18 protein-coding genes and 3 pseudogenes are annotated in these 26662 nt (G+C 70.9%); 11 read left to right on the top strand and 10 right to left on the bottom strand.

The features are described 5' to 3' along the window. Positions 1-134: 134 nt before the first annotated feature. Together ACIQRW_RS33310 and ACIQRW_RS33315 are read right to left on the bottom strand one after the other, a co-directional pair. A complete protein-coding gene (locus ACIQRW_RS33310; RefSeq protein WP_403767662.1) occupies positions 135-791 on the bottom strand; it encodes a DUF5701 family protein in 657 nt (218 codons plus the stop codon). Between the two features lie 350 nt (positions 792-1141). Next, a complete protein-coding gene (locus tag ACIQRW_RS33315; protein WP_403767665.1) occupies positions 1142-2644 on the bottom strand; it encodes an alpha/beta hydrolase in 1503 nt (500 codons plus the stop codon). A 267-nt stretch (positions 2645-2911) separates the two neighbouring features. On the opposite strand from ACIQRW_RS33315, the gene ACIQRW_RS33320 reads away from it, so the two are divergent. The 3 genes from ACIQRW_RS33320 (at position 2912) to rph (ending at position 7753) form a co-directional block, all read left to right on the top strand. Next, positions 2912-4096 carry a sensor histidine kinase gene (locus tag ACIQRW_RS33320; RefSeq protein ID WP_403767668.1) on the top strand — a complete coding sequence of 395 codons (1185 nt, stop codon included), beginning with the start codon at positions 2912-2914 and terminating at the stop codon, positions 4094-4096. Next, the gene (locus tag ACIQRW_RS33325) at positions 4097-4774 is read left to right on the top strand and encodes a response regulator (protein WP_403767670.1); all 678 of its coding nucleotides are present in this window, start codon (positions 4097-4099) and stop codon (positions 4772-4774) included. It abuts the gene before it with no gap. 330 nt (positions 4775-5104) lie between these two features. After that, positions 5105-7753: a rifamycin-inactivating phosphotransferase gene (rph, locus tag ACIQRW_RS33330; RefSeq protein ID WP_403767673.1), complete on the top strand. Its 2649-nt coding sequence runs from the start codon at positions 5105-5107 to the stop codon at positions 7751-7753. A gap of 77 nt (positions 7754-7830) precedes the next feature. Here rph and ACIQRW_RS33335 read toward each other — a convergent pair. Beyond that, a pseudogene (locus tag ACIQRW_RS33335) lies at positions 7831-8620 on the bottom strand (SDR family NAD(P)-dependent oxidoreductase). An 81-nt stretch (positions 8621-8701) separates the two neighbouring features. Then, positions 8702-10509 (bottom strand): annotated as a pseudogene (locus tag ACIQRW_RS33340) (flavin-containing monooxygenase). Positions 10510-10707: 198 nt separating this feature from the next. Here ACIQRW_RS33340 and ACIQRW_RS33345 point away from each other — a divergent pair. Continuing rightward, positions 10708-11721 (top strand): SMP-30/gluconolactonase/LRE family protein, encoded by a 1014-nt coding sequence (locus ACIQRW_RS33345; RefSeq protein WP_403767676.1) that lies wholly within the window; start codon positions 10708-10710, stop codon positions 11719-11721. Between the two features lie 13 nt (positions 11722-11734). Here ACIQRW_RS33345 and ACIQRW_RS33350 read toward each other — a convergent pair whose 3' ends face one another. Both ACIQRW_RS33350 and imm45 read right to left on the bottom strand, forming a co-directional pair. Further along, a complete protein-coding gene (locus ACIQRW_RS33350) occupies positions 11735-12325 on the bottom strand; it encodes a TetR/AcrR family transcriptional regulator (RefSeq protein WP_403767679.1) in 591 nt (196 codons plus the stop codon). 288 nt (positions 12326-12613) lie between these two features. After that, positions 12614-12967, bottom strand: coding sequence for an Imm45 family immunity protein (gene imm45, locus ACIQRW_RS33355; protein ID WP_403767682.1), 354 nt, complete (start codon positions 12965-12967; stop codon positions 12614-12616). A gap of 80 nt (positions 12968-13047) precedes the next feature. Here imm45 and ACIQRW_RS33360 point away from each other — a divergent pair, with 80 nt between their 5' ends. Together ACIQRW_RS33360 and ACIQRW_RS33365 are read left to right on the top strand one after the other, a co-directional pair. Then, the gene (locus tag ACIQRW_RS33360) at positions 13048-13632 is read left to right on the top strand and encodes a hypothetical protein (RefSeq protein WP_403767730.1); all 585 of its coding nucleotides are present in this window, start codon (positions 13048-13050) and stop codon (positions 13630-13632) included. A 136-nt stretch (positions 13633-13768) separates the two neighbouring features. Further along, positions 13769-14079: pseudogene (locus tag ACIQRW_RS33365) on the top strand (pyroglutamyl peptidase); the annotation flags it as partial. Positions 14080-14556: 477 nt separating this feature from the next. Here the strand turns inward: ACIQRW_RS33365 and ACIQRW_RS33370 are convergent. Genes ACIQRW_RS33370 through ACIQRW_RS33380 form a run of 3 tightly spaced genes read right to left on the bottom strand, consistent with a single transcriptional unit; the run spans position 14557 to position 17171 of the window. After that, positions 14557-15357 (bottom strand): ABC transporter permease, encoded by an 801-nt coding sequence (locus ACIQRW_RS33370; protein WP_403767685.1) that lies wholly within the window; start codon positions 15355-15357, stop codon positions 14557-14559. 6 nt (positions 15358-15363) lie between these two features. Next, positions 15364-16203, bottom strand: a complete 840-nt coding sequence (locus tag ACIQRW_RS33375) for an ABC transporter permease (RefSeq protein WP_403767688.1) — start codon at positions 16201-16203, stop codon at positions 15364-15366. After that, on the bottom strand, positions 16200-17171 hold the full coding sequence (locus tag ACIQRW_RS33380; protein WP_403767690.1) for an ATP-binding cassette domain-containing protein: 972 nt from the start codon (positions 17169-17171) through the stop codon (positions 16200-16202). The genes ACIQRW_RS33375 and ACIQRW_RS33380 overlap by 4 nt, the downstream gene beginning before the upstream one ends. Positions 17172-18306: 1135 nt before the next feature. Here ACIQRW_RS33380 and ACIQRW_RS33385 point away from each other — a divergent pair. The 5 genes from ACIQRW_RS33385 to ACIQRW_RS33405 all read left to right on the top strand — a co-directional run bounded on the left by ACIQRW_RS33385 (position 18307) and on the right by ACIQRW_RS33405 (position 25172). Further along, positions 18307-19056 carry a thioesterase II family protein gene (locus ACIQRW_RS33385; protein WP_403767691.1) on the top strand — a complete coding sequence of 250 codons (750 nt, stop codon included), beginning with the start codon at positions 18307-18309 and terminating at the stop codon, positions 19054-19056. 87 nt (positions 19057-19143) lie between these two features. Beyond that, positions 19144-20175, top strand: coding sequence for a 4-hydroxyphenylpyruvate dioxygenase (hppD, locus tag ACIQRW_RS33390; protein ID WP_403767693.1), 1032 nt, complete (start codon positions 19144-19146; stop codon positions 20173-20175). Continuing rightward, positions 20172-22664, top strand: a complete 2493-nt coding sequence (locus ACIQRW_RS33395) for an aminotransferase class I/II-fold pyridoxal phosphate-dependent enzyme (protein WP_403767695.1) — start codon at positions 20172-20174, stop codon at positions 22662-22664. The genes hppD and ACIQRW_RS33395 overlap by 4 nt, the downstream gene beginning before the upstream one ends. Beyond that, a complete protein-coding gene (locus tag ACIQRW_RS33400; RefSeq protein ID WP_403767697.1) occupies positions 22661-23761 on the top strand; it encodes a prephenate dehydrogenase in 1101 nt (366 codons plus the stop codon). The genes ACIQRW_RS33395 and ACIQRW_RS33400 overlap by 4 nt, the downstream gene beginning before the upstream one ends. Positions 23762-23942: 181 nt before the next feature. Continuing rightward, positions 23943-25172, top strand: coding sequence for a cytochrome P450 (locus ACIQRW_RS33405; protein WP_403767699.1), 1230 nt, complete (start codon positions 23943-23945; stop codon positions 25170-25172). Between the two features lie 123 nt (positions 25173-25295). Here ACIQRW_RS33405 and ACIQRW_RS33410 read toward each other — a convergent pair whose 3' ends face one another. Then, a complete protein-coding gene (locus ACIQRW_RS33410; RefSeq protein WP_403767701.1) occupies positions 25296-26528 on the bottom strand; it encodes a cytochrome P450 in 1233 nt (410 codons plus the stop codon). Positions 26529-26662: the final 134 nt, after the last annotated feature.

Consider the following 26662-nt stretch of genomic DNA (forward strand, 5'->3'; position numbering starts at 1 on the left):
GTCAGTAATTTTCAGGCCTGGGACCGCGCACTCCGGGGAGGTGTTTCTCGCCCGCGCCGATGAAGCGGGCCCGCGCGGCCCGCTTCATCGGAGGTGGGTCATCGGAGGTGGGTCAACGGCAGGGCGAACGGGCGCTACTGGCCCTCGCGGCCCGTGGCGGAGGCGAATCCCAGCCACGTATGGCGGTTGCCCCACCAGCACCAGCCGACCTTGGGGGCGTTGCGCCGCTCCTTGCCGTCCCGCCCGGTGCCGTTGCTGATCCAGAGCGCCGGGGTACGCGCGTCCAGGGCGCCGTTCGCCTTGCGCAGCCGGGACCCGATGGTCATGAAGCAGAGGTTCCGCTCAAGCACCGCCGGCTGCTGCAGGACCCAGTGGATGCCTTCGGTGAGCACCAAGGGGGTGCGGCCCTCCTCGGTGAGGGCGGGCAACGCCTCTTCCGGGCTCCAGTTGGCCATGTGGTCGCCGCGGTTGAGCCCGGCGACGAAATAGAGAGGAGCGTCGGGGAGTTCGACCGCGTCGGGGGCGAACCGGTCGACGTCGGGCATGTCGACGACGACGAAGCCGGGCTTGCTGTCGCGGAGGAGCAGTGGCGCGAGGGCTGAGGCGGGGGCGCGGTCCGGATGGACGGCGAGCAGAACGTCACGGCCCCGGCCGGCCGTTTCGGCGAACGCGCGGATGTCCTTAGCGGGAATCCCCGCGATCACGTGCACCCCGAGCTCGATCAGGCGCTCCGCCTGGGCGGAGGGAGACGGGAGCGGGTGCACGGCGTCGGCAGTGGAAGTATCGGGCAAGGCAGTTCCTCGGATTCACGGTTCGCGGTAGGGGGCCGGAGGTCGAACGAGAGAGTTCGCCGAAGTGTTCCCGACGCGACCACGTCCCCTCCCGGGGACCCGCTCCCGTGCTGCCACTTCGACGTCGGCCGGTACGCAGGCGATCCGCCGTTCACTCGACGGCCCTGACGCCCCGCCGGCCTTCCCCTGCCGGCCTCCCCCCGGCCCGCCGACGGTTCCGTCCCCACCGCGCCCGCCGCACACGAGACCCGACGCCCCCGCCGCCGCGCGCACACTGTTCCGTTACCCCCGCCACCCCGCTACCCCCGCCACCTCGCTACCCCCGCCACCTCGCTACCCCCGCCACCCCGCTACCCCCGCTCGCCCGGTTCCGCCGGGCAGGCCAGATCCCGCGCCGGGCGCTGCCCGGTGGTGAGGAACGTCGTCACCGCGTCGTTCGCGCACGTGTTGCCGCCGAACGGGTAGACACCGTGTCCGCCCTGGTCGGCCGTCACCAGCGTGGCCCGCCGGCCGAACGCCTGCCGCAGCTCCCGGGCGCCGGCCAGCGGCGTCCCCGGGTCGCGCTCGTTCTGCACCATGAGCACGTTCGACGGACCCCGGTCACCGATCCGCACCGGCGGCTCGACCCGCTCCGTCGGCCAGAACGCGCACGGTCCGATTCCCGCCGTGGACGCCCCGATCATCGGATACCTCAGCCGGTCGACGGCGACGTTGCGCTGATACTCCCGAACCGTCCCCGGCCAGGGTGAGTCATTGCAGATCACGTAATGGCGCGCGGCCAGGAGGTTCTCCAGGTTCGCCGGCGGCGGGGGAGACGCCGGCAGCGGCCGGTCCATGTCGACCGCCTGCCAGAACTCCGCCAGGTGGGGCATGAGGACATCAGCGTAGAGACGTTCGAACGTGACCGCGCGGAACGCGGTCCCGTCGATGCCCCGGACCGGCTTCCCGTCCAGCCGCTTCGCGAGATCGAAGAACTTCGCGGTCACCTGCCCGGGCGTGGCCCCCAGACCGTACCGGGGGTGCGCGGCCGCGAACTCCGCGAAGTCCGGGAACCGGTCCTCCAGCCCGCGGCCGAACGACCGCATGGCCGTGACGTCATAGCCCCCTGGACCCAGATTGCTGTCGAGGACGACCCGGTCGCCGCGGTTCGGGAACATCGTCGCGTACACCGCACCGAGATGGGTGCCGTAGGAGTGACCGAGGTACGAGAGCTTCGGCTCGTCCAGCGCCGCCCGGAGCCGGTCCATGTCGCGCGCGGTGTTCGCGGTGGTGATGTGCGGCAGCACCGACGCCGTGGGCGAGGTGGCGCACTGCTTCGCGACGGTCCGCGCGTACCCCGCCTCCCGTGCGACATCGGCGGCGGTGTGCGCGTACGGCGCGAAGTTGCCGCGGTACTGCTGCTCCTGCGTCAGATCGCAGGTCACGGGCGCGCTCCGGCCGACTCCACGAGGGTCGAAACCGATCACGTCGTAGGAGTCCAGCACCTCCCGGGGCAGCCCCGCACCGGCCAGAACCGCCGGGTAGTCCAGCCCCGCACCTCCGGGACCACCCGGATTCGTCACCAGAACACCGCGGCGCTCGGACGGGTTCTCGCTCGCCAGCCGGGAGATCGCGATCTCGATCCGACGGCCGTCCGGGTGCCGGTAGTCGAGCGGCACGTCGAGCGTCGAGCATTCGAGCCGGGGTGCGGTGATGTCCTCGGGGCACGGGCCCCACCGCACGGGGCCCGGACTCGCCCCGCCGGCCCCCGGACCCACCCGCACGGTGTCCGGAGCCGCCGCGGACGCTCCCGGCACGGCGATCGCCACCGCCACGACGCCGACGGCGAGAGCGAGGGACAAGGATGTACGCATCTGACGTCCTCCTGGAGAAGGGGCGCACCGGGCGCCGGGAACACCGGCGCGGAGCACCTGCCGCCGGCTGTGTGACGTGGTCGTACGGGCCGCCTCCACCCTCGGGCCGCCGTCCGGACGAGTCTGTGCGTGCGGGCCCGGGCGGCACATCGGCCCGGCGGCCCGAAGCCGCGCCGACCACGGGCGAGACGCGGGTACGACTCCGGTCGAGGGCGCCTCCGCCCCGGGGACGACTCGCCGGCGGCACGGCTTCGCGACAATGAACGGGTGAACACGTACGGCGCGCCACGGCTCGGACGGTGGCAGCAGACCTGGCGGCTGGCGGCGGCCGCCGCGGTGAGCGTGCCGATCTGGCTCTACATCGGAGTGCTGCTCCACGAGCAGGGCGCCGGACCGGGCTCCTGGTTCCGCGTCGGCGATCCGCTCGTGGCCCTCGGCTGCCTGACGGCCCTGTTGTGGCGGCGGCGATTCCCCCTCGCCGTCGCCATGACGGTCGCGATCGCCTCGACCGCGTCGACGCTCGCCACCGGCGCCGCCCTCCTGGCGCTGGGCTCGGTCTCCACCCGCCGACGCCCGGTGGAGATCGGGGCCGTCGCCCTGGCCTACGTGGCCGCGTCACAGTTCGCGGGCGGGGTCTACCCGGTCCAGAACCCGCCCGGCATGTTCTGGTTGCAGCTCGCGTTGCCGGCCCTGACCGCGGGCATCGCGGCGGCCGTGGGCATGGCCATCGGTGCGCGGCGCGTCGAGGTGCGGTCCTTGCGGGACCGCGCGGAGAGCGCGGAACGGGAACAGACGGCACGAGCGACGCAGGCACGGGTCCTGGAGCGCAACCGGATCGCCCGCGAGATGCACGACGTGCTCGCGCACCGGATCTCCCTGGTCGCCATGCAGGCCGGAGTGCTGGACCACCGCGGCGACCTCGGAGCCGAGGAGAGCCGTCTACTGGTCCGTGGCATCGCCGAAGGCTCCCACCAGGCCCTGGAGGAACTGCGCGGTGTCCTCGGCGTGCTCCGGGCCGACCCGGGCCACCCGGAACCACCGCAGCCCTCCCTCGACCGCATCCCCGACCTGGTGGCCGACGCCCGCGCGTCGGGACTGGACGTCACCCTCACCACCAAGGTGACGGGAACACCGGCCGACGTCGTGGGACGAACCTGCTACCGGGTCGTCCAGGAAGGGCTGACCAACGCCGCCAAACACGCCCCGGGCGCGCCCGTCCGCATCGCACTCGAAGGCGCGGCCGGCGAGGGGCTCCGCGTAGACGTCCGCAACGCCCCGGCCACCACGAGCACCACGCACCGCCCACCCGCGTCGGGGTTCGGACTGCTCGGCCTCACCGAAAGGGTCGGCCTGGCCGGCGGAACACTCCACCATCACCCCACGGCCGACCACGGCTACGTCCTCAGCGCGCGGCTACCCTGGCCGAACCCCACCCACGAGAAGAGAGCATGAGTGGACAGCGAGCGGGAGCCGGTGCGTGTCGTCATCGTCGACGACGACCAGTTGGTGCGGATGGCGTTGCGGCTCGTCATCGACGGCGAACCGGATCTGACCGTCGTCGGGGAGGCGGCCGACGGGAACGCCGCGATCACCGTGGTGGACGAGCAGCGGCCGGACGTCGTGCTGATGGACGTACGGATGCCAGGCCTCGATGGACTCGGCGCGACCCGGGTGCTCCTGGCCCGGCCGGTGCCGCCCCGGGTGCTCATGCTGACGACCTTCGACTCCGACGACCTGGTGCTCGGCGCGCTGCGGGCCGGAGCTCTCGGGTTCGTCCTCAAGGACACCCCGCCGCCGCGGATCCTCGACGCCGTGCGGGCCGTGGCGGACGGCACCCCCGCGCTGTCGCCGGCCGCCACGGCACGGGTGATCGCCGCGGCCACCGGCCCGCAGTCCTCCCACGCCCGTGACTCGACCCGTCGGGCCGCGCGGGAACGGCTCTCGGCACTGACCGAACGGGAACACGAAACCGCTCGGGCCATCGCGGACGGACTGGGAAACCCGGACATCGCCCAGAGGCTGCACATCAGTGTCGCGACGGTCAAGGCGCACACGGGCAGCCTGTTCTCCAAGCTGGCGGTCCAGAACCGGGTACAGATCGCGCTGCTGGTCCGCGACGCGGAGGAATGACCGCGGAGGGATGACCCGGCGCCCGGGGTAAGCGCAAAAACAAAGGCAAGGAGAAAGACGTCTCCTTGCCACTCTCAACTTATAGCTCACCGGGGGGCTTGCGGCAAGACCCCGGTGACGGCGCAGAATCCTCGGGTCGATGCCACCACCAGCGGGAACGGTGGCACGACGCGCGCCGACCGGCCGGGAGGATCCGCCGGTCCACTCGTCAGAGGGAAGACAACCAGGAATGAGTACGTGCCCGACAAGAGGTTCGACAGAGGGCGAGGCGCCGGTGATCCGATCGGCCGCCGCAGTGCAACGGAATACGACCGCCCCGGAGGTGTCGCGATGACCGGCCCGTACGTGTTGGATCTCAGCGAGGTCGACGAGACGCGTGTCGCGGCCGTCGGCGGCAAGGGCGCACACCTGGGCGGCCTGTCGCGGATCGAAGGCATCCGCGTGCCGGACGGCTTCTGCGTGACGACGGACGCCTTCCGGCGGGCCATGGCGGAAGTCCCGTCGATCGACGAACGGCTCGATGAGTTGTCGCGGCTGAACCCGGAGGACCGGGAGGAGATCCGCACGCTCAGCGCACGGATTCGCCGCACCATCGAAGAGACCGCCGTCCCGGGCGACATCGTGGCGGCGATCACTGGCTCGATCGTCCGGTTCGGCGAGCAAGCCGCGTACGCCGTCCGGTCCAGCGCGACGGCGGAGGACCTGCCGACGGCTTCCTTCGCCGGCCAGCAGGACACGTATCTGAACGTCCTGGGGCCGACCGCGGTCCTCCAGCACATCAGCCGGTGCTGGGCCTCGATGTTCACCGAGCGGGCCGTCATCTACCGACAGCGGAACGGCATCGACCACCGTACGGTCCACATGGCCGTGGTCGTGCAGCGGATGGTCTTCCCGCACGCGTCCGGCATCCTGTTCACGGCCGACCCCGTCACCGGCAACCGGAAGGTCGCCACCGTGGACGCCGGCTTCGGCCTCGGCGAGGCCCTGGTCTCCGGCCTGGTGAACCCGGACGTCTTCACGGTCCGGGACGGTCAAGTCGTCACCAGGACCATCGCCGCCAAGGAGCGCGCCATACACGCCCTGCCCGCCGGCGGTACGCGGGAAGTGATGGTCGACGCACAACAGCGGGAGCGGCCGGCGCTGACGGATGAGCAGGCCGTCCGCCTCGTGGGGCTCGGCCGCAGGATCGAAGCGCACTTCGGCCGCCCGCAGGACATCGAATGGTGCCTGGTCGACGACGGCTTCCGGATCGTGCAGAGCAGGCCGATCACCACCCTCTTCCCCCTCCCCGTCATCGAGAACGGCGACGAGGGGAATGACGGGGAGAACGCCGAGGGGGCTGACGGGGGGAATCGCGTCTACGTCTCCGTCGGCCACCAGCAGATGATGACCGACCCCATGAAGCCCCTCGGGTACTCCATGTGGCAGCTGACGGCCATGGTGCCGATGCACGAGGCCGGTGGGCGGCTGTTCGTCGACGTCACCCCGCGCCTGGCATCGCCCACGAGCCGCGACAGCCTCCTGGACGCCATGGGGAAGGGCGATCCGCTGGTCAGGGATGCCCTGGAGACCGTCCTCGAACGCGACGGCTTCGTTCCCTCGCTCCCGGACGCGGCTCCCGTCGGTCCGCCGTCCACCGGTGCGCCCGCCCCGATCGAGACCGATCCGGCCGTCGTCACCGAACTGATCGAGCGAAGCCGGACGTCCATCGCCGCCCTGGAACGTGACATCCGGACGAAGAAGGGTCCGGCGCTGTTCGACTTCCTGCTGGAGGCCTTCGAGGAGCACAAGCGGGTTCTGGCCGACCCGCTGAGCATGCGGGCGCTCATGGCGGGGATGGACGCCACCTGGTGGCTCAACGACAGGCTGCGGAAGTGGCTGGGTGAGAAGAACGTCGCGGACACGCTGACGCTGTCGGCCCCCGACAACATCACGTCGGAGATGGGACTGGCGCTGCTCGACGTCGCGGACGTGATCCGCCCGCTGCCGGAGGTGCTGGCCTTCCTGCGGGACGCCGCGCACCTTGACGACGCCACCTTCCTGGACGAGCTGGCGAAGCCCGAGGGCGGAGCCGAGGCACGGGACGCCATCGAGGCGTACCTCGACCGGTACGGCATGCGCTGCGTCGGCGAGATCGACATCACCAGGCCGCGATGGCGCGAGCGACCCACCACGCTCGTCCCCGTGATCCTCGACCATGTGCGGAACTTCGGGCCGGGCGCTGCCGAGCAGCGCTTCGAACAGGGCCGGCGGAAGGCCCGGCAGAAGGAACAGGACGTGCTGTCACGGCTGCGGGCCCTGCCGGACGGGGACCGGAAGGCCGACGAGACCCAGCGGATGATCGACCGGGTCAGGACCTTCATCGGATACCGGGAGTACCCGAAGTACGGCATCGTCAGCCGCTACTTCGTCTACAAGCGGGCGCTGCTGGCGGAGGCCGAGCGACTCGTGCGGGACAAGGTGCTTCCCGAGAGGGAAGACGCCTTCTATCTGACGTTCCAGGAACTCCACGAGACCGTACGGTCCAACCGGGCGGACGAGCGGCTCATCCAGCGGCGCAAGGAGGCGTTCCGGTCGTACCACGCGCTCACCCCGCCCCGGGTCCTCACGTCGGACGGTGAGGCCGTCACCGGCGCGTACCGGCGCGACGACGTGCCGGCCGGCGCGCTGACCGGCCTGCCGGTGTCCACCGGGACCGTCGAGGGAAGAGCCCGTGTCGTCCTCGACATGGCGGAGGCCGACCTCGAAGCGGGCGACATCCTGGTCACGACCTTCACGGACCCCAGCTGGTCGCCGCTGTTCGTCGGAATCGCGGGCCTGGTGACGGAAGTCGGCGGCCTGATGACCCACGGCGCGGTGATCGCCCGGGAGTACGGCCTGCCGGCCGTGGTGGGCGTGGAGCGGGCCACCCGGCTGATCCGGGACGGGCAGCGGATCCGTGTCCACGGAACCGACGGGTACGTGGAGCTCCTGCCCTGACCGCCCGCACCGAGGCCCCGGTCTCCGACGCGGCCAGCCCGTGACGCGCCGTGCGTTGCGTACCTCGGCCTGCCGCGTCAGACGGCTGACCAGCCGTCGTCCACGGGCAGGACGGCGCCGTTGACGAAGGAAGCCGCATCGGACGCGAGCCAGACGATGGCGGCGGCCTGTTCGTCCGCCGAGCCGATGCGGCCGATGTTCGCGCCGATGAGACTCCTGAGGACGGAGGGGCCGTGGGCGTCGGGGCGGCTGTCGACACCGATGCCGGTCGCAGTGGGTCCGGGCGCGATCATGTTGGCCCGGATGCCCTGCCCGCGGTACATCACCGCCAGGTTCTTCACCAGCCCGGTGATCCCGTGCTTGGCGGCGGTGTACGCGGCCCCGGCGGCGGCGCCGCGCAGGCCGGCCTCGGAGCCGGTGAAGACCAGGCAGCCGGCGCCGGCGGTCAGCATGTGGGGGAGTACGGCGCGGGTGAGGATGAAGGGAGCCGTGAGGTCGATGCGCAACACCCGGTCCCACTCGGCGTCGTCGGTCTCGTGCGCCGCCGACATACGGTCCATGACTCCCGCGTTGTTGACCAGCACGTCGACCCCGCCGAACTCCGCCACCGCGCGGGCCACCACGGAGTCCACCACCCGTTGCTCGGCCAGGTCCCCGACGGCCGCCAGGGTGATGCCCCCCGGCGGCCGTGACCCTCCGTACGGTCTCCTCGACGCCCTCCGCGTCGAGGTCGGCCGCAAGGACGCGGACGCCCTGCGCGGCGAAGGCCAGAGCGGCGGCCCGGCCGATGCCGGACGCGGCCCCGGTGACGATAACGCTCCGCAGGGTGCGAGAGGCGATGTCCGGCTCGGGTACGGGTGCGTTCATGGCTCGGTCCTTCCGACATTGCGAGGGCTGAGGGCTGAGGGCTGGGAGTTCGAGGTCGAGGAGCGGGCGGGCCGAGCCGCGTCAGGTGGGGTGGACGGTCCTGCTCCGGAGGATTTCCGTCATCGACTTGTCGCGCCAGCGTTCCAGAAGCTCGTGGAAGGCGACGGCCCCGTGCGGGTAGGCGAGGGGACCGTTGGGCCGGCCTCGCCCTTCGCGGTTGTAGTAGCCGGGGGTGCACTCGGCGTGGAACCACTCGTGGTCGGGCGCGCCTTCGGCCAGGACGGCGATCCAGGCGTCCTCGGTCTCGGGTGCGGGTTCGATGAGGGCGCCGCCGGCTTCCGCGGCTGCGATGAGGGCGGCGGCGTGGATGGCCTGCTCGTCCAGGATGTGGGTGAAGTTGACGCTGCTGGCGTTCTGGAGGGGCCCCATCTGCAGGAGGTTGGGGAAGCCGTTGCTCGTGAAGCCGTGGAGCGTCCGCGGGCCTTGCCGCGCCCACCTGTGCAGCAGTTGGACGCCGCCCCGGCCGTGGACGGGGAGCTTGCCCGAGTGGATGCCGGAGGTCCCGACGTTGAACCCGGTGGCGAAGATCAGGCAGTCGAGTTCGTACGTGGTGCCGGCGACCGTGACGCCGTGCTCGGTGACGCGTTCGATGCCGTGGGTGTCCGCGGTGTCGACGAGAGTGACGTTGTCGCGGTTGAACGCCGGGTAGTACAGGTCGGAGAAGGTGGGGCGTTTGCAGGCGTAGCGATACCAGGGCTTGAGCTTCGCCGCCGTCCGCGGGTCCGTGACCGTCTGTTCGACGCGGGCGCGGAGTTCGTTCATCTTGGCGGCGTCGGCGGCCTCGTAGGCGGCTTCGAAGGCCTGCCGGTCACCCTGCCGCCGGAAGCTCGGCAGAAGCTTCTCCAGCAGGCCCGCCGACGCGGTCCACTGGTCCGCCACCAGGTCCTGGTCGGCGCTCTCACCGGAGACGATGCGGAGGTAGTTCTCCCGTCGCCCACGGGCCCAGTCCTCGCGGTCGGCGCCCACGTCCCGGGTGGTGGTGCGGCGGTTGCCGCGTATGTCCACGGTGGAGGGGGTGCGCTGGAAGACGTAGAGGTGTGCGGCGTCCTCGGCCAGCATCGGGATGACCTGGACGCCGGTGGCCCCGGTGCCGACAATACCCACCCGCTTGTCCGCGAGTCCGGCCATGCCGCCCTGGGGGTGCCGCCGGTGTAGGCGTAGTCCCACCGTGAGGTGTGGAACGTGTGGCCGGCGAAGTCCTCGATGCCGGGGATCCCGGGAAGCTTCGGGTCGGTGAGGGTGCCGGTGGCGTTGACGACGTACGTGGCCCGGAAGGTGTCGCCGCGATCCGTGGCCACGACCCAGGTCTCGGACGCCTCGTCCCAGGTCAGTGAGGTGACCCCGGTGGAGAACAACGCATCTGCGTACAGGTCGAACTTCCGCGCGATCCGCACCGCGTGGCGGCGGATCTCGTCACCGGGGGCGTACTTCCACTCCGGCACATAGCCGGTCTCGTCGAGCATCGGCAGGTAGACGTGGGACTCGACGTCGCAGTGGACTCCCGGGTACCGGTTCCAGTACCACGTGCCGCCAAAATCACCGCCCTTATCGAGAATCCGGACGCGCTCGACGCCCTGCTGCCGCAGGTGCGCGCCGGTGAGGATGCCGCCGAATCCGCCGCCGATCACGGCGACGTCGACGGCGTCGTGGAGAGGGTCGCGCACGATCGGCCCCTCCGTGTACGGGTCCGCCGCGTAGTAGCCGAACTCGGCTTCTGCGTCGCGGTACTGGGCGGCGCCGTCGGGACGCACACGCCGTTCGCGTTCGAGCCGGTAGCGCCGCCTCAGTGCGGCGAGCTCGTGGGGAGCCGGTGCTTGAGGAGTCGTCATGTGGGGGGTCCTCGATCCGGATGGTGGGGTGGCCCCGGTCGGGCGGCCGTCCGCTACGGTAGCAACTACCGGACAACACTGTCCGGTTGAGGCCGGGGCGGGGGGCGACATTCGGCCAGGCAACCCCCTTCCTCGCAGGCCGCCTACTCCCCGCCCCCCGCCGGAACCCGCCCACTGGACAGGAAGAGTGATCCCCCCATGCAGCGACTTTCAGCCCGGTCCCTTTCCGTGCTCGCCACCGTCGGCGCGCTGATCCTCACCGGATGCGGTACGGAGAGCGCCGAGGGCGAGGCGGCCTCGGTCTCCGCGGGCGGGACCATCCGCGCGCAGAAGGTCATGCAGCTGACCCAGGTGCACAGCGAGACCGGGATGACCTTGCTGGAGGGTCCTGTGTTCGGAGACGACGGCGGCCTGATCGTCGTCGACGTCACGGCGCCCGAGGGCATGCCCAAAGTCATACGCGTGGACGTCGCGAAGAAGACGTCCCGGGCGGTCCACACCGACGGCAGAGGGGCCTATACCTCGGCACAGTTCAGCCCGTACGACGGACGGCTCTACCTCAGCGACTTCGCGCACGGCGAGATCGTGAGCCTGGCCCCCGACGGCGGCGACCCGCGGACCTTCTTCTCCGGCGAGGTCGACGGAGCGCGGATGAACCCCGACGACATCGCCTTCGACCAGGAGGGCAACCTGTACGTCAGCGACTCACGCGGTCTGTCCGAGGGCAAGGCACACGGGCGTGTGGTGCGGATCGACCGGGATGGCGACCGGGCCATCGTTCTGGCCGAGGAGCTGGCCGCGCCGAACGGGGTCTCCTTCGACGCGGACTACCGAGGGCTGTGGTTCAGCGAGCTCACCGAGAACCGGATCTCCTATCTGCGCCTCGACGAGAAGGGCGGGGTGACGACCCGGCACACCGCCATCCGCGTGGACGGCGGACTCGCCCAGACCGACTCGATCGCCGTGGACGCGGACGGCAACCTCTACCAGGGGCTGCACGGCCGGGCAGCCATGGCCGTGTACGACCGGCACGGTGAGCGGCTGGCGACGGTGGAGCTTCCCGCTCGGGCCGAAGGCCTGGAGTCGGCGACCAACGTGGCCATCACACCCGGCGGGACCAGGGCGTACATGACCGTCAGCGGTCCCGCCGGGGGTTACCTGTACGCCTTCGACGCGCTGGCGGAAGGCACTCGGCAGTCCAACGGCGGCTGACGCGGACCTCGGCTCAGCCGCCGAAGGCCCGCACCGGCCCCACCTCGACGCCGAGCAACCGCCAGGCGGCCAGCGCCCGGTGCTCGCGCTCCTCGCGAGTGGGGCCGATGACGGCGGCGGAGACCATGGCGACCGAGAGCACGAGGTCGTCCCCAACACTCAGCCGATGACCGCGGGGGAGGTGCTTGCGCAGAGCACACTCCACCCGCTCGGACAGGGCAAGGGCGTGTGCGCGGATACCCGAGCGCCCGCCCACCCGGTCGGCGTGCAGAAGACCGATGAAAGCCGCCGACTCGGCAAGATGCCACGTCAGCACACCGAGCACGGCGTCGAAGGTGGCGTCCTCGTCCGCGGCCGCCTGCTCGACCTGCCGCACGTTCTCCTCCAGGACCGCTGCCACCGCGGCACTCCGGTCGGGAAAGTGCCGGTAGAGAACGCCCTGCCCCACCCCGGCCCTGCGCGCGATCGCGGAGAGCGGCGCCTCCAGACCATGCTCCGCGAAGACCTCCCGAGCGGCGATGACCAGAGCGGCCCGGTTACGGGCGGCGGCCTTCGGCCCGTCGTTCGCCGGCCGCCGCCCGTCCCGCTCGATCTGCTCCGTCACCCCGGCAGCGTACCGGCCGGGCAGGCGCCCCCTACTTCACCTCCCCGGCCGAGCCGGCAGGAGGCAACGCCCAGTCGGGGCATGGACATCGCCTACGCCCAGGGCCTGCACGCTGATGGACCACGGTCCAGGGCCGGCACGGTCGCTGCACGAATGTGCGGCCCACTTCGGACCGACCTCTTCCTGGAGGTCGGGCCGAGAGGTGCTGGAGGTAGGCAGATGGGCAGGCACAGGTTCCGTGTCACGGAGTCGGTGTGTTCCGTATGAGCTGGGAGGCCTGTTGACCGCTCACGACAGTGCGTGCTGCCGCGACGGCGAGGAGTCGGAACGGACCTGGATCTTCTCGGTGTCGCTCTCCGCGTACACATCGGCCGTCCAGTTGTCGCGCAGCCACGAGGCGGACACCGCCCAGGGCCGCCCCGAGACATACGCCTCGTCCGGCAGGAACACCATCCACGGCCCGGCCCTGTAGCCCGTGGTCACGATGAGCCCCATCCGACGGTCGGCACCCGACGGCAACTCCGCGAACATGAACTCGACAGACCGCCCGACTTCCGGCCACCAGCGGAAGGAGCGAAACGCAAGTGACGGGTGCATACGCACCCCACGACCGGCGGGAGAGCAACTCGGACGGCTACCCATGTCACCAGGCGCACTGGCGGCTTGGCTTGATTCGTGTGGGTACCATCGTCGCTACACCCACGTCGAAAGCCGAGGACCACATGTCTGGAAACCTTCCCGCCCCGAGCGTCACGGCAGACTATGCCCAGCGGGTCGCCGACGACCTGTCGGCGACCCGGAGCGAGCAGGAGCGTGTGCGCACCGAACTCGCACGGCTGCAGGATGATCTTGTGCGCCTGGAGGACAGCGAGCAGGTCCTGACGAAGATGCAGGAAGTGCTCGGCGGCACGCCCAAGCAGACAACCAAGCAGAGGAAGAGCCCCAAGAGCCCCAAGGGAACCGTGGTCCCTGCGGCCCGGCGTTCCAACAGCAAGACAGCGGCGGCGAAGCCGACTGCCACCACCAAGCACAAGAGTTCCAAGAAGACGGCCACGCCCAAGAAGGCAGGAGAGCCTACGTGGCTGGAGCTGACCGCCACCTACCTGGGAGGACAGAGCGAACCCAGGTCAGCAGCAGAAATCGCAGCCGCGCTCACCGAGGCGCATCCCGAACGTTCCGTTCAGGTGCCGGTGGTGCGTAACACGCTGGAGCAGGGTGTGGCGCAGGGGCTGCTGGAGCGTTCCAAGCAGGGGCGTTCGGTCTTCTACAGCCCCGCCTCGGCTACCCCGGCCCCGTCCGAGGCCTAGTCGGCCGCAATCCGGTTCGAGCTTCGACGAAGCCGGAACCGGCCGTCCCGCAAAACCCTTGCGCCGACCCCGTGCCGCCCTGGTCTCTTCCGGCCCCTACCGCGGACCCCGGAACTGACCGGAGGCCCACAGCCACCGGGTGAAGCGGGTCCTCGTCACCGGCTTCGACCCGTTCACACTGGACGGGGACGTCCGAATCGGCAACAACCCCTCGGGTGCGAGCGCGTTCTCCCTGGGCGGCACCCTGGTGCGGACCGCAGAGGGGCCGGCCCGGAGCGAGACGACCGCCTTCCCGGTGCGATGGGCGGACTTCGGTGAGGGAACCGTCGAGCGGTCCCTGGCCCGGCAGTTGCCCCGCCTGGACCTGTTCACCACCGTCAGCCAGGGCCGCCAGGCCGCCAGGGCCGCTTCGACGTGGAGCGCACCAATGGCGCCTGGCGCGGTGGGCTCCTTCGTCACGTGCCCGGCCGCCTTCCAGGATCCGGTGTTTCGTGCGCCGACGCCGGACGAGGTCCGGCTCATCGCAGGGCAGGTCGGTGAGACACCTACCGTGTTGATTGCTTTCGAGGCCGATGCGGGCGGGCCGCGTCCCGCCTCCGGCATCGTCGCAGCAGGGCGGCTCGACATCGTCCAGGGAACCGCTACGGCTGATCGCAGCCGTACTCACATAGCTCACCGACCAGTACGTCCCCCCTCCCCCGCAAGAGCCGCCCCTCCGTCATCAGGCACCCCCGTCCTCGACCGCCCAACCACGATGCCAACCCGCAGTGGCGACACAGGGGGCGAGGAGTCTCCCGACGGGTGCTCACCCGTGCGCCGTCATCGATGAGCCGCCCCGGCCGCGGGCCAGGCCGGGGCTCGGGCATCACGCGGCGGGTTTTCGTTGCGGCGTGGGGCAGACGACAAGTGGTCCCGGCGTTCCGCTCAGTGCCCACTGCTCTCGTAATGGCGGGATTGCCGTTCCCAGAAGCGGTACGCGGCGTACATAAGCGCGACGCCGATGCCCGGAGCCCCCCAGGCGAGCCACTCCGGCACGGCGAGTTCTTCCTGCCGGCCCATCAGTACGGTCGCCGGCAGATAGGCGACGAAGGCGAGCGGGAAGACGAAGGTCAGCCCGAAGCCGGCTACCGGGCCGAAGATCTTCAGTGGGTAGTTGCCGAAGTCGCTGAAGATCATGTCGATGGCGAACTTGATGGGGGAGACCCTCTTCATCCTGAAGACGAGCGCGGAGGCGGCCAGTTGCAGGGCACCTTCGACCAGCGCACCGCCCACCACCGCGAGCAGGAGGAAGCAGACGGCTCCCGGCGACCAGTCGACCGGCGCGGAGGCCGAGGCGATGGACAGGAGAACCGATCCGCCCGCCAGGTCGCCGAGCGAGCTCAGCCGCACCCTGCGGGTGAGGAGCTGGACCAGCGGCGGCACCGGGCGGACGAGGTAGCGGTCGTATTCGCCCTCGATGACGACCTCGTCGACGTGGATCAGCTGGTGACCGGGGAGCAGCCACAGGCCGTGGGCGGTGAGCCTTATTCCGTAGAGAAAGGCGATCTCTCCCAGGCCCCAGCCGCCGACCTGCCCGAAGCGGTCCAGCACCGCCCAGATGAAGGCCAGCCCGACGCCCTGGTAGAACAGGCCGCCGATGATGTTGATGAACAGGTTCCCCCGGTACTGGAACTCGGCGCGGAACGCCGCACCGGCCAGCAGCAGGTAGACACGTAGACCTCGCATCGTCCTTCATCCCCCCTGTGACAGGACGCGGCGCCGGGCGCGCGACCAGACGAACGCGGCCAGTGTGCCGAGGCCGGCGATCCACGCGAGCTGGACCCCGAGCGCGGCCGCGATGCCGGCGCCCTCGACCTGGCCCAGATAGACGGCCGCCGGGGTGTACGCGGTCGCCTGGAAGGGCAGCCATTCCGCGGCCGACCTGACGGGGCCGGGCATGAACCACAACGGGACCAGGGCCCCGGAGAAGAACTGTGCGACGAAGCGGTATGCCATGAGGGCGCCGCTCACCTCCAGGGTCCAGAAGGACACCATGCCGAGCAGCAGCCCGAGCAGCTGGTTCACGATCAGCGCGCCGATCAGCGCCACGGGGTAGGCGAACCCCGCGGCCACCGAGGCGGGTGCCCGGCCCGCGCCGATCAGCAGCGCGAACGGCAGTGCCACCAGCAGGACCGGGACCGCGGCTGATGCCCACCCGAGCTGGCCGGCGAGCATCTGTCCGGGGAAGCCGATGGGCCGCAGCAGGTCCACGGCGACTTTCCCCTCCCGTACCCGCTGGTCGATGGGGGAGGACCGCCACGGGCTGACGAGCTGGTACTGGAGCGTCGTCAGTGTGGCGTACGCCGTCATGGTGGTGAGGCTGAGTCCGTCCACCTCCTCACGGCCGTCGTAGAGGGCCTTCCATACCACCGTCAGCAACCAGATCTGGAGGAGCATCATCGCGAAGGACGACAGATAGGCCGTGCGGTAGGTGAGGGCGGCGCGGAACTCCATCCGGGCACAGGCGAGTTGGGCCTGCAGCAGCGCCCCGAGTGGCTGCTTCGTGGCGGCGCGGGCCGTCGGGGCGGTCATCCGCGGTCCGCGTAGATGCGGTGGATGACGCTCTCCAGCTCGGGTTCCACGATCGACAGATCGGTCACCCGGTGCTGAGCCAGCACCGCGGCCACCAGTTCGGCGGGTGGCGTACGGACGGGGTCGAAGCGCAGCCACACCTTGCCGCCTTCTCGGCGGACGACCTCCGCGCCCTCGACGCTCTCCAGCCGGTCGGTCTGTACCACGAGTTCGCGGTGCGGGGCGTAGCGGGCCTTCAGCTCGTCCACCGCGCCGTCGTAGGCGACCTTGCCGTGGTCGATGAGGATGATCCGGTCGCAGAGTTCCTCGACGTCGTCGAGGTCGTGGGTGGTGAGGACGACCGTGGTACCCGAGGCGCGGTTCAGCTCCCCGACGAAGGTACGTATCCGCTCCTTGGCGATGACGTCGAGCCCGACGGTCGGCTCGTCCAGGTAGAGAATGTCCGGGTCGTAGAGCATCGCGGCGGCGAGGTCGCCGCGCATCCTCTGGCCAAGGGAGAGCTGGCGGACGGGGGTGTCGAGGAACGGACCGAGGTCGAGCACCTCGCTGAACTGCCGCTGCTTCTCGCGGAACCGGGCCTGCGGTACGTCGTAGAGACGGCTGATCAGCCAGAGCGAGTCGCGCAGCGGCAGGTCCCACCAGAGCTGGCTGCGCTGGCCGAAGACCACGCCTATCCGGCGGGCGTTGCGGGACCGGTCTCGCCAGGGGGTGGTGCCGGCGACCGTGACGGTGCCGGATGTGGGTACGAGGATGCCGGTGAGCATCTTGATCGTGGTGGACTTGCCCGCACCGTTGGGGCCGAGATAGCCGACCATCTCACCTTGCTGGACCTTGAAGTTCACGCCGTCGACCGCACGTTTGACGGTCTGCTCGCGTGTCAGCAGCGTGCGGATGCCCGCGAAGGCACCCTCCTGCCGTTTGGGTCGGCTGAACTCCTTGACGAGGTCTGCTACCTCGATGACGAGCATGTGTGCCTCTCCTGGAGCGGGCCGGGCCCTGTCGGGCGAGGTCTGAGAGTGTGCACACCGGAGCTTGGTCTAGTCCAATCATTTTTGGCACGGCTGGTGTTCATACGCATTGGTGAAGGCCTCCGGCGGGCCGTCGGTCTGCCGGAGTCAGTTCTGTACCTCGTCGGACCGGCGTTCGGAGAGGGAGATGCACCGGGGGCCGGGTCCACGTTGAGGGCCTTGACCCGTGTCCGGTCACCGACCTCGATTCCGGCCCAGGGATTGGCCGGCGGGACACCGAGTTCAGCGGCCGTGCGTGCCGACTCCAGCGGCGTTCCGGCTGCCGCTGGGCTGGAGCCGTCCGGCGGAGCGAGACGGCGAACCGCGTCTGGCCAACGGGGGAGAGGGCCGTGCCCCGGCGGGTGAGACCGCCTCGGGCGTGCGCTCACCTTCCACTTGAGACGGTCGCTCCGCCTGTGCCCGGATCCTGTCCCCGTACCGTGGCCGAAGGTTTACTTTGAGCGGCCTGTGCCAAAGCGTCCAGGAGAGAGGGAGAGGACCTTCACCGGCGTGGGTGGTGAGCCGAACTCGCAGTCATCTGCATACCCGTCGCCTGCTTCCCGGTCGTCGCGACTCTGGTCTGCTTCGTGCGCGCAACCACAGTATTCGACGGTGTCTGCGAGGACTGCCTGGGCGGGAAGGTCATCGACGTCGGGCAGTGGGAGCGGACGCCCGAACTGATGGGGCGGCTGGGGGCGGCCGGGTTCCGGGCGTTCGCCCCGTTCGACCGTACCGCCTTGATGCCCGGCGACACCCCGGGGGCTGCGGCCCGTGTCGCTGCTTCGGGCGGAACGGTCCGCTCCAGCCCTCGCCCGCCTCGGGCCTCGCCTCGGGCCCCGCCGGGGGACGCGTCCCGGGCCTCGTCCCGGGCCTCGCCGGGGGATGCGGGCCGGGCCTCGCCTCGGGCCCCGCCGGGGGATGCGGGCCGGGCCCCGCCGGGGGCCTCGCCCCGGGGGGTGCGGGCCGTTAGGTTCTTGCTTCGCTCCGGTACGTCACCGGCCCGCCGTATCGAAGTATTGACGGCAGCGGGCTACAGCCCCGCCAGTCGCGGGTACGGTCTGCGGTGTCATCCGCAGACCCCCCGGGGAGCTCTAACGTGTCCAGGTCCCTGCTCCGCCCCCTGCCGCGTCCGCAGGCCACCAGGACCTTGTTGTGTCTCAGCTTCTGCGGCGGCGGTACCGCGCCCTTCCGGCCCTGGGCCGGCGCCCTGCCCGCCGATGTCGAACTCGCGCTGTACTGCTACCCGGGGCGCGAGACCCGCTTCGGGGTGCCCTTCGCCGCTAACTGGGAAGCGCTCCTGGCCGATGCCGTGGAGGCGGTGCGCTCCGTCGCCGGCCGTCCGTATGCCCTCATGGGCCACAGCATGGGCGCCTGGGTCGCCTTCGATCTCGCGCGCCGTGCGCGGCGCGCGGCTTTCGCACCGCCCCAGGCGCTGATCGCCTCGGGCGCCGACGCGCCCTGCCAGTGGCAGCACGTGAAGCACACCGTGCCCGGACCCCGTGATCCCGACGAGGTCCTGCTCGGCTGGATGGTCGGCAACGGCCAGATCCCCCAAGCCCTGCGGGCCGATCCCGGCATGCTGCGGATCGCCCTCGATATGCTCCGCGCCGACATGCGTGTCATGGACAGCCACAGGTACGAGGCGGGGGCGCAGGTCCAGGTCCCCCTGCAGGTGCTGTACGGGGCGGACGACGGGATGGAGGAAGGCGCCGAGCGGTGGCGGCGGCTCACCTCGAAGGACTGCGAGGTGACCCGGCTTCCCGGCGGGCACTTCTACACCCCCGAACTGTGGCCCAGGCTCCCCGAATACATCAGCTGGCTGCACCCCGGTATGCAAATTATTTAACTGGTCTCCCGGTGCCGGCACCGACTTATTAGGCTGCATTTCAGTGAGTTGTACGATGCGAGCCGAACTCGTCGGATGGGGAACAACGTGACCGCGCACGACGTCGAGTACATAGAGATCTACACCAGCGACCAGCAGAAGACCACGAACTATTTCGTGTCGATGTTCGGATTCCGTGAAAAGGCAAAGGGTGCTGCACCGGGCCGGGATTCAGTGCTGCTCGTCCAGAACCAGCTCCACGTCATCATCTCTTCGGGTCCCGGTACCGCTGAATTTCTCTCCGCGCACGGCGACGGCATCATCGACATCGCCTTCTCCTGCTCGGACGCTGCCGCGGCCAGGGACACCGCGACTGCGGCGGGCGCCACCTCCCTTGTCCCCGCCGACGCTCCCGTCCCCGTGGTCTCCGGCTTCGGAACCGTCCGCCACACGCTCCTGCAGCGCTCGGCCGGCCAGGAGCGCGAGCTGCCGCACGGCTGGATATGGACCCCGACCGCGGACACCACCGCCACCGACTGGGACGCCCCCGAGCTGCGCCTCCTGGACCACATCGCGCTCTGCCTGCCGGCGGGCACGCTGCACGAGACGGTCCGCTTCTACATCGAGGGCTTCGGCTTCGAGCAGTACTACAGCGAATACGTCACCGTCGGCGAGCAGGCCATGGACTCCATCGTGGTCCGCAGCCCCTCCGCCCGGATCACCTTCACCATCATCGAGCCCGACCCCGCCAGGAAGCCGGGCCAGATCGATGAGTTCCTCCAGCGCAACGGCGGAGGGGGAGTGCAGCACCTGGCGTTCCTCGTCGACGAGATCGTCCCCGCCGTCCTGGAGTTCGAGTCCCGGGGCGTGGAGTTCCTGCAGACTCCCGCCACCTACTACGACGCGCTCGCGGAGCGGATCAGCGACCTCGACGAGACGATCGGGGATCTCCGCAAGGCCAACGTCCTGGCGGACCGCGACGAGTGGGGCTATCTGCTCCAGCTGTTCACCAGGTCTCCCTTCGAGCGGCGCACCCTGTTCTTCGAGCTCATCCAGCGTCACGGCGCCCAGGGCTTCGGCAGCTCCAACATCCGAGCGCTGTACGAGGCCGTGGAACGCGCCCGGGAGCTCGCCTCGTGACCGCTCACCCCACCGGTCCCCCCACACAGGGCCACGCACGGCCACCGCTGTCCCTCGACGATTTCGAGACCGGGGCCCGCGCCCGCCTGCAGCCCGACGTCTGGGACTTCATCGAGGGCGGGGCGGGCGAGGAGCGTACCCTGGCCGCCAACCGGGAGGCGTTCGCCCGCACCCGGCTGCGCCCCCGCGTCCTGACCGGCGTCGGCGAGGTTGACCCGGCCACCACCGTCCTGGGGCGGCGCTGGTCGGCGCCCCTGGCGGTGGCCCCCATGGCGTACCACACGCTGCTCCACCCCGAGGGTGAGCTGGCCACAGCCCGCGCCGCGGGCGCGGCCGGACTGCCGCTGATCGTCTCCACCTTCGCGGGGCAGACCTTCCAGGACATCGCCGACGCCGCCCGCCCCACCGGGTCCCCGCTGTGGCTCCAGGTCTACTGCTTCCGCGACCGTGACACCACGCGCCGTCTCGTCGAGCGCGCCGAGAGCGCGGGCTTCGAGGCCCTGGTCCTGACCGTCGACACCCCCAGGCTCGGCCGCCGGCTGCGCGACCTGCGAAACGGCTTCCGGCTGCCGCCGCACATCACCCCCGCCAACCTCCCCGCCCACGGTGCCGACCACTCCTCGCCCCTGGAGCACAGCCGTACCGCGATGGACCCCGCGCTGGACTGGTCGGTCGTGGACCGGCTGCGCTCGCTCAGCAGCCTCCCGGTGCTCCTCAAGGGCGTCATGACGGCCGAGGACGCCGCGCTCGCGGTCGCCGCGGGCGTCGACGGCATCGTGGTCTCCAACCACGGAGGCCGCCAGCTCGACGGGGGACACGGCACGCTGGACGTCATCGCCGAGATCGCCGCGGCGGTCGCGGGACGCTGCGCGCTGCTCCTGGACGGCGGTGTCCGGCGCGGCGGCGACGTGCTCGCCGCACTCGCCCTGGGCGCCGACGCGGTCCTTTTGGGCCGCCCGGTCCTGCACGGCCTCGCCGTGGCGGGCGAGCGGGGCGCGGCCCAGGTGCTCGGCCTGGTCGTCGACGAGCTGACCGAGGCGATGGTCCTGACCGGGACCGCAGGGGTGTCCGCGGCGGGCGCCTGCCTGCTGAGGGCCCCGGCCGCCGTACCCGCTTTCGCGCCGCGCCTGGTTGCACCCGTGCCCGCCGCCGCGACGGGCCCCGCGGCCCTGCGCAGGGAGCAGCTGCACGGCAGCGTCAGCGACCCGGTCCTGGACACCATGAACTTCCTCAACGAGATCACGGGCCGCTTCCCCCAGGCCGTCTCCTTCGCCCCCGGCAGGCCCTACGAAGGGTTCTTCGACACGGAGGAGGTCTTCGCCCTCATCCGGCGCTACGTCGACCACCTGGCGGCGGGCGGCTCCACGCCCGAGGAGATCAGGACCACCGTCCACCAGTACGGGCCGACGGCCGGGATCATCCGCCGGCTGATCGCCGACTCGCTGCGCACCGACGAGGGCATCGACGTGGCCCCGGAGTCCGTCGTGGTCACGGTGGGCGCGCAGGAGGGCATGCTGCTCATCCTGCGGGCGCTGTTCGGCGCCCCGCAGGACGTGCTGCTCGTCGCGAGCCCCTGCTACGTCGGCATCACCGGCGCCGCCCGCCTCCTGGACCTGCGGCTGCGGCCCGTCGAGGAGGGGGAGCACGGCATCGACTGCGCCGAACTCGAAGCGGTCGTCCTCGCCGAGAAGGCGGCGGGGCGCCGCCCCCGCGCCTTCTACGTGGTGCCCGACCACTCCAACCCCTCGGGCAGCACCATGTCCAGGCAGGGCCGCGAGGACCTCCTGGCGCTCGCCGCCCGGCACGACCTGCTCGTCATCGAGGACAGCCCCTACCGGCTGGTGAGCCCCGGCAGCCAGCAGCCCACCCTGAAGTCGCTGGACCGCGAACACCGGGTGGTGCACCTGGGCTCGTACTCCAAGACGGTCTTCCCCGGTGCGCGCATCGGCTTCGTCGTCGCCGACCAGCCCGTCCTGGGCGAGGGGGGCCCCAGCCTCCTCGCCGACGAACTCGCCAAGATCAAGAGCATGGTCACGGTGAACACCCCGGCGCTCAGCCAGGCCGTGGTCGCCGGTGCGCTGCTCGCTTCGGGCGGCAGTCTCACCGCGCACAACGAGATCCCGGCCAAGCACTACGGCGACGCCCTGCGCGTCACGCTGGAACAGCTGGACCTGCAGTTCACCGCTGCCGGCCTGCCCGAGCGCGGCGTCAGCTGGAACCGGCCCAGCGGCGGTTTCTTCCTCGCCGTACGGGTCCCCTTCGACGTCGACGACACGGTACTGCTGCGCTCGGCACGGGAGTTCGGCGTCATCTGGACGCCGATGTCCTACTTCTATCCGGATGGGGGCGGCGAGCGGACGATCCGGCTCTCCTTCAGCTATCTGAGCCATGCGGAGATCGAGGAGGGCGTACGGCGCCTGGCCTCCTTCCTCCGCGAAGAGACCGGGCGCCCGGCGGGCGCCCGGCACACGGCGGGGCGTGAGACATGAGAAGTGCTCTGGTCGTCGGGACGGGCCTGATCGGCACGTCCATCGCCCTGGCCCTCACCAGGCGGGGCGTCACCGTGTACCTGGAGGACAGGGACACCACGGCGGTACGGACGGCACAGGCGCTCGGCGCCGGCTCCATGGAGCCGCCGCCCGGGCGCCTGGACCTCGCGGTGCTCGCGGTGCCGCCCGTGCACATCGGCGCGGTGCTGGCCCAGTGCCAGCAAAAGGGCATGGCCCACGTCTACACGGACGCGGCCAGCGTCAAGGCGCAGCCGCACCAGGAGATCCGCGCTGCGGGCGGCGACCCCGCCACCTACGTCGGAGGGCACCCGCTCGCGGGCGCGGAGCGCTCGGGGCCGCTGGCCGCCAGGGCCGATCTCTTCGAGGGACGGCCCTGGGTCCTGACCCCTTCGCCGCAGACCGAGCGCTCGGCTCTCAACCTGGGCCTGGAGCTGGTCTCGCTGTGCGGGGGAGTCCCCGTGCTCATGGAGACCGCGGCGCACGACCAGGCCGTGGCCCTGACCTCGCACGCCCCGCACCTGGTCGCCTCGATGATGGCCGCCCGGCTGGAGGGGGCCAGGAGCGAGTACATCAGGGTCTCGGGCCAGGGGCTGCGCGACGTCACCCGCATCGCGGGCGGCGACCCCGCCCTGTGGAGCGACATCCTGACGGCCAACGCCGAAGCGGTCGCCGACATCCTGGACGAGTACGCCGTCGACCTGGACCGGATGATCACCGTCCTGCGGGCCCAGCGCAGCGGCGAGGAACAGGTCAGGAAGCAGGCGTACGCCGACCTGGAGGAGATGCTGTCGCGGGGCCACCGCGGCCACGCCAGGGTGCCCGACAAGCGCAGCTCGCTGCCCACCGAGTTCGTCGCGGTGCCGGTGGCCGTCCCCGACCAGCCGGGCGCGCTGGCCCGGCTGTTCGCCTCCGTCAGCGGCGTCGGCGTCAACATCGAGGACGTACGCATCGAGCACTCCCTGGACCAGCCGCGCGGCCTGGTCGAACTGCTGGTGGACGCGGCGTCGGTGACGACCGTGCGGCGACTGCTCGACGAGCAGGGCTGGGCCTGGCAGGAAGAAGCCCCCCTGGTCTAGGGCCCGTTGCTCAACCATCTCCTGCCGCACCCGCCGTCCGTGCCATGCCATGCCGCCCCGACCGACCGACCGACCCGACCCGACCCGACCCGACCCGACCGGCCCGACCCGGCCCGACCGGCCCGGCCCGGCCCGACCGGCCCGGCCCGACCGGTCGGTCCGACCAGAAGGAACCCGCAAGATGCCCGAGAACACCCCACAGGCACCCGAGCCCGAGGTGCTGGGCGAGGAGTTCATCCTCGACCCCTACCCCACCTACGCCCGGCTCCGCGAGCGGACACCGGTCGCGCACGTCACACTCAACGGCATGCCGGGGTGGCTGGTCCTGCGCCACACGGAGGCGCGCGCCGCGCTCACCGACCCCGCCATCGTCAAGGACCCCGCCCGGGGCGCCCGGATCATCGCCCGCCGCATGGGCGTCGAACCCCCCGCCCCGCACGAGAAGTCCCCCGGCGAGCGGATGCTCGTGGAGCACATGCTCAACACGGACCCGCCCGACCACACCCGGCTGCGCAAGCTCGTCGCCAAGGCGTTCACCGCCCGCCAGATCCAGGGGCTGCGCCCGCGCATCGAGCGGATCGTGGACCGGCTGCTCGACGACATCCAGGGGCAGTCCGAAGTGGACCTCCTCAAGGTCCTGGGCTACCCCCTGCCGATCACCCTGATCTGCGAGATGATCGGCGTCCCCGACGACGACCAGGCGGCCTTCGGGGCCTGGTCGAACGCGCTCACCGTGGCCGTACAGCCCGAGCAGCTCCAGGAGACCGCGCAGAAGATGGCGCAGTACCTGGCCGGCCTGATCGAGCACAAGCGCGCCCACCCCGCCGACGATCTGATCACCGGGCTGATCCAGGCGCGCGACGACGACCACAGCCTCAGCGAGAACGAGCTGGTGTCGATGGTCTTCCAGCTCCTGGTCGCCGGCTACGAGACGACGACGCACCTGCTCGGCAACGGCATCCTCGCCCTGCTGCGCCACCCCGACCAGCTCGCCGCGCTGCGCGCCGACCGGTCCCTGCTGGCGGGCACGGTCGAGGAGTTCAGCCGCTACGACAACTCCCTGCACCTGTCCACGCTCAGTGTCACGGCCGCACCCGTGGAGATCGGCCAGGTGCGCATACCGGCCGACGAGTTCGTACTGGTCTCCCTCGGCTCGGCCAACCGCGACCCGCGGCGGTTCGAGGACCCCGAGCGCTTCGACATCCGCCGCAAGCAGGGCGGGCACCTGTCCTTCGGCCACGGCCTGCACCACTGCATGGGGGCGCCACTGGCCCGTCTGCAGGTCGAGATCGCCCTGACCGCTCTGCTCGACCGGCACCCGGTCATCGAGCTCGCCGCCGGCCCCGGGGAGCTGACGTACCAGCTGAACGCGACGCGCGCCCTGGAGTCGCTGCCGGTCACACTCGGCTGAGGAACCCCCGCACCCCCGCACCCCCGCACCCCCGCACCCCCGTGCGTCCGTTACGGAAAACACGGCAAGGGGCCCGGTATCCGCTGCGGATACCGGGCCCCTTGCCGTGCTGTGCCCCGCGCGCTACGACGCCGGCGTACCGAAGACCACCGGGAGCGAGACCAGCGGGCGCACGACCAGGCCCGGCTGGTAGCGCAGCTCGGACGGGTCGACGGCCAGCCGCACCCCCGGGAAGCGCTCGAACACCCGCCGCACGGCCACCTCGGTGAGCGCCTTGGCCATGTGGTTGCCCAGGCAGTAGTGGATGCCGTACCCGAAGGAGACGTGCGAGGGCCGCCCCCGGTCCAGGTCCAGCTCGTCGGGGCGGTCGGGGAACACGCTCGCGTCGTGGTTGGCCGACTGGATCGAGATGATGACGATCTCGTCCTTCGGGATCACCACCCCGCCCAGCTCGACCGGCTCCAGCGTGACCCGCTGCAGGGAGTTGATCACCGGCGAGGTGAAACGCAGGATCTCCTCCATGGCGTTCGGCAGCTCGCTGAAGTCCGACGTGATCCGCTCCCGCGCGCCGGCGTGCGTCAGCAGCGTCGTGAAAGTGCTGTTGATCATGGCGGTCGTCGTGTCGTTGCCGCCGGTCATCACACCGAACGCGGACGACAGCGTCTCGTCGGCCGTCAGCCGCTTGTCCCCCTCCGCATGGATCAGGGCGGAGAGCAGATCGTCCCCCGGGTTGCGCTCCTTGCGGGCGATCAGGTCCTGGAGGTACTCCGAAAGCTCCCTGCTGTGCCGGGCCTTGATGCCGGTCGGGTCGGACGCGTCCACGACGCGCAGCGTGGTCGTCCACACCAGGAACCGGGGCCAGTCACTGTCGGGCACACCCATCAGCTGGGCGATGGAGATGATCGGCAACGGCTCCGCGAGACCGGAGTTCAGGTCGTTGCCGCCGGCCCTGAGCATCTCGTCGATCAGATTGTCCACGACCTCGGGCCAGCCCTCGCGCAGCCCCCTCACCCGCTTGGGGGTGAAGGCGAAGCTGAGCCCCTTGCGCAGCGGCGTGTGCCGGGGCGGGTCGACGTTGGCCAGCTGGTTGGTGAGCTCCTCCTCGACCTTGAGCTCCTTGCCGAGCTGCCGGCCGAGCGAACCGTACAACTTCCTGATGTCCCGGCTGAACCGGGGATCGGACAGCGCGGTGCGCACGTCCTCGTAGCGGGTCACCGCCCACGCCCGCACGCCGTCCGGCGTCTCGACCTTCGCCACCGGCTGCTCGGCGCGCAGCTGAGCGAGGATCGGATAGGGATTCTGTGTGTACTCGTCGGTGAACATCCAGTACTTGGACAGTGAGCCGGTGCCCTTCACGCACGCTCCCCTTTCAATCTCCTGTAGGCGGCAGTGTGCTCTCGCGATGCTGCCACGCGGCGGCCGGAAGGAGCCCGGGGGATAAGAATTCTTCAATGCGCGAACCGCCCCCGCGGCACGCACAATGAATTCTT

Source organism: Streptomyces sp. NPDC091287, assembly GCF_044768525.1.
In the GTDB taxonomy this organism is placed as follows: domain Bacteria; phylum Actinomycetota; class Actinomycetes; order Streptomycetales; family Streptomycetaceae; genus Streptomyces.

Bases quoted from the DNA above. Each gene is read 5' to 3' on its own strand.
- ACIQRW_RS33375 (WP_403767688.1), bottom strand. From the start codon at position 16,203: ATGACCGCCCCGACGGCCCGCGCCGCCACGAAGCAGCCACTCGGGGCG.
- rph (WP_403767673.1), top strand. From the start codon at position 5,105: ATGACCGGCCCGTACGTGTTGGATCTCAGCGAGGTCGACGAGACGCGT.
- ACIQRW_RS33370 (WP_403767685.1), bottom strand. From the start codon at position 15,357: ATGCGAGGTCTACGTGTCTACCTGCTGCTGGCCGGTGCGGCGTTCCGC.
- ACIQRW_RS33360 (WP_403767730.1), top strand. From the start codon at position 13,048: ATGTCTGGAAACCTTCCCGCCCCGAGCGTCACGGCAGACTATGCCCAG.
- ACIQRW_RS33315 (WP_403767665.1), bottom strand. From the start codon at position 2,644: ATGCGTACATCCTTGTCCCTCGCTCTCGCCGTCGGCGTCGTGGCGGTG.
- ACIQRW_RS33405 (WP_403767699.1), top strand. From the start codon at position 23,943: ATGCCCGAGAACACCCCACAGGCACCCGAGCCCGAGGTGCTGGGCGAG.
- ACIQRW_RS33345 (WP_403767676.1), top strand. From the start codon at position 10,708: ATGCAGCGACTTTCAGCCCGGTCCCTTTCCGTGCTCGCCACCGTCGGC.
- ACIQRW_RS33400 (WP_403767697.1), top strand. From the start codon at position 22,661: ATGAGAAGTGCTCTGGTCGTCGGGACGGGCCTGATCGGCACGTCCATC.
- imm45 (WP_403767682.1), bottom strand. From the start codon at position 12,967: ATGGGTAGCCGTCCGAGTTGCTCTCCCGCCGGTCGTGGGGTGCGTATG.
- ACIQRW_RS33380 (WP_403767690.1), bottom strand. From the start codon at position 17,171: ATGCTCGTCATCGAGGTAGCAGACCTCGTCAAGGAGTTCAGCCGACCC.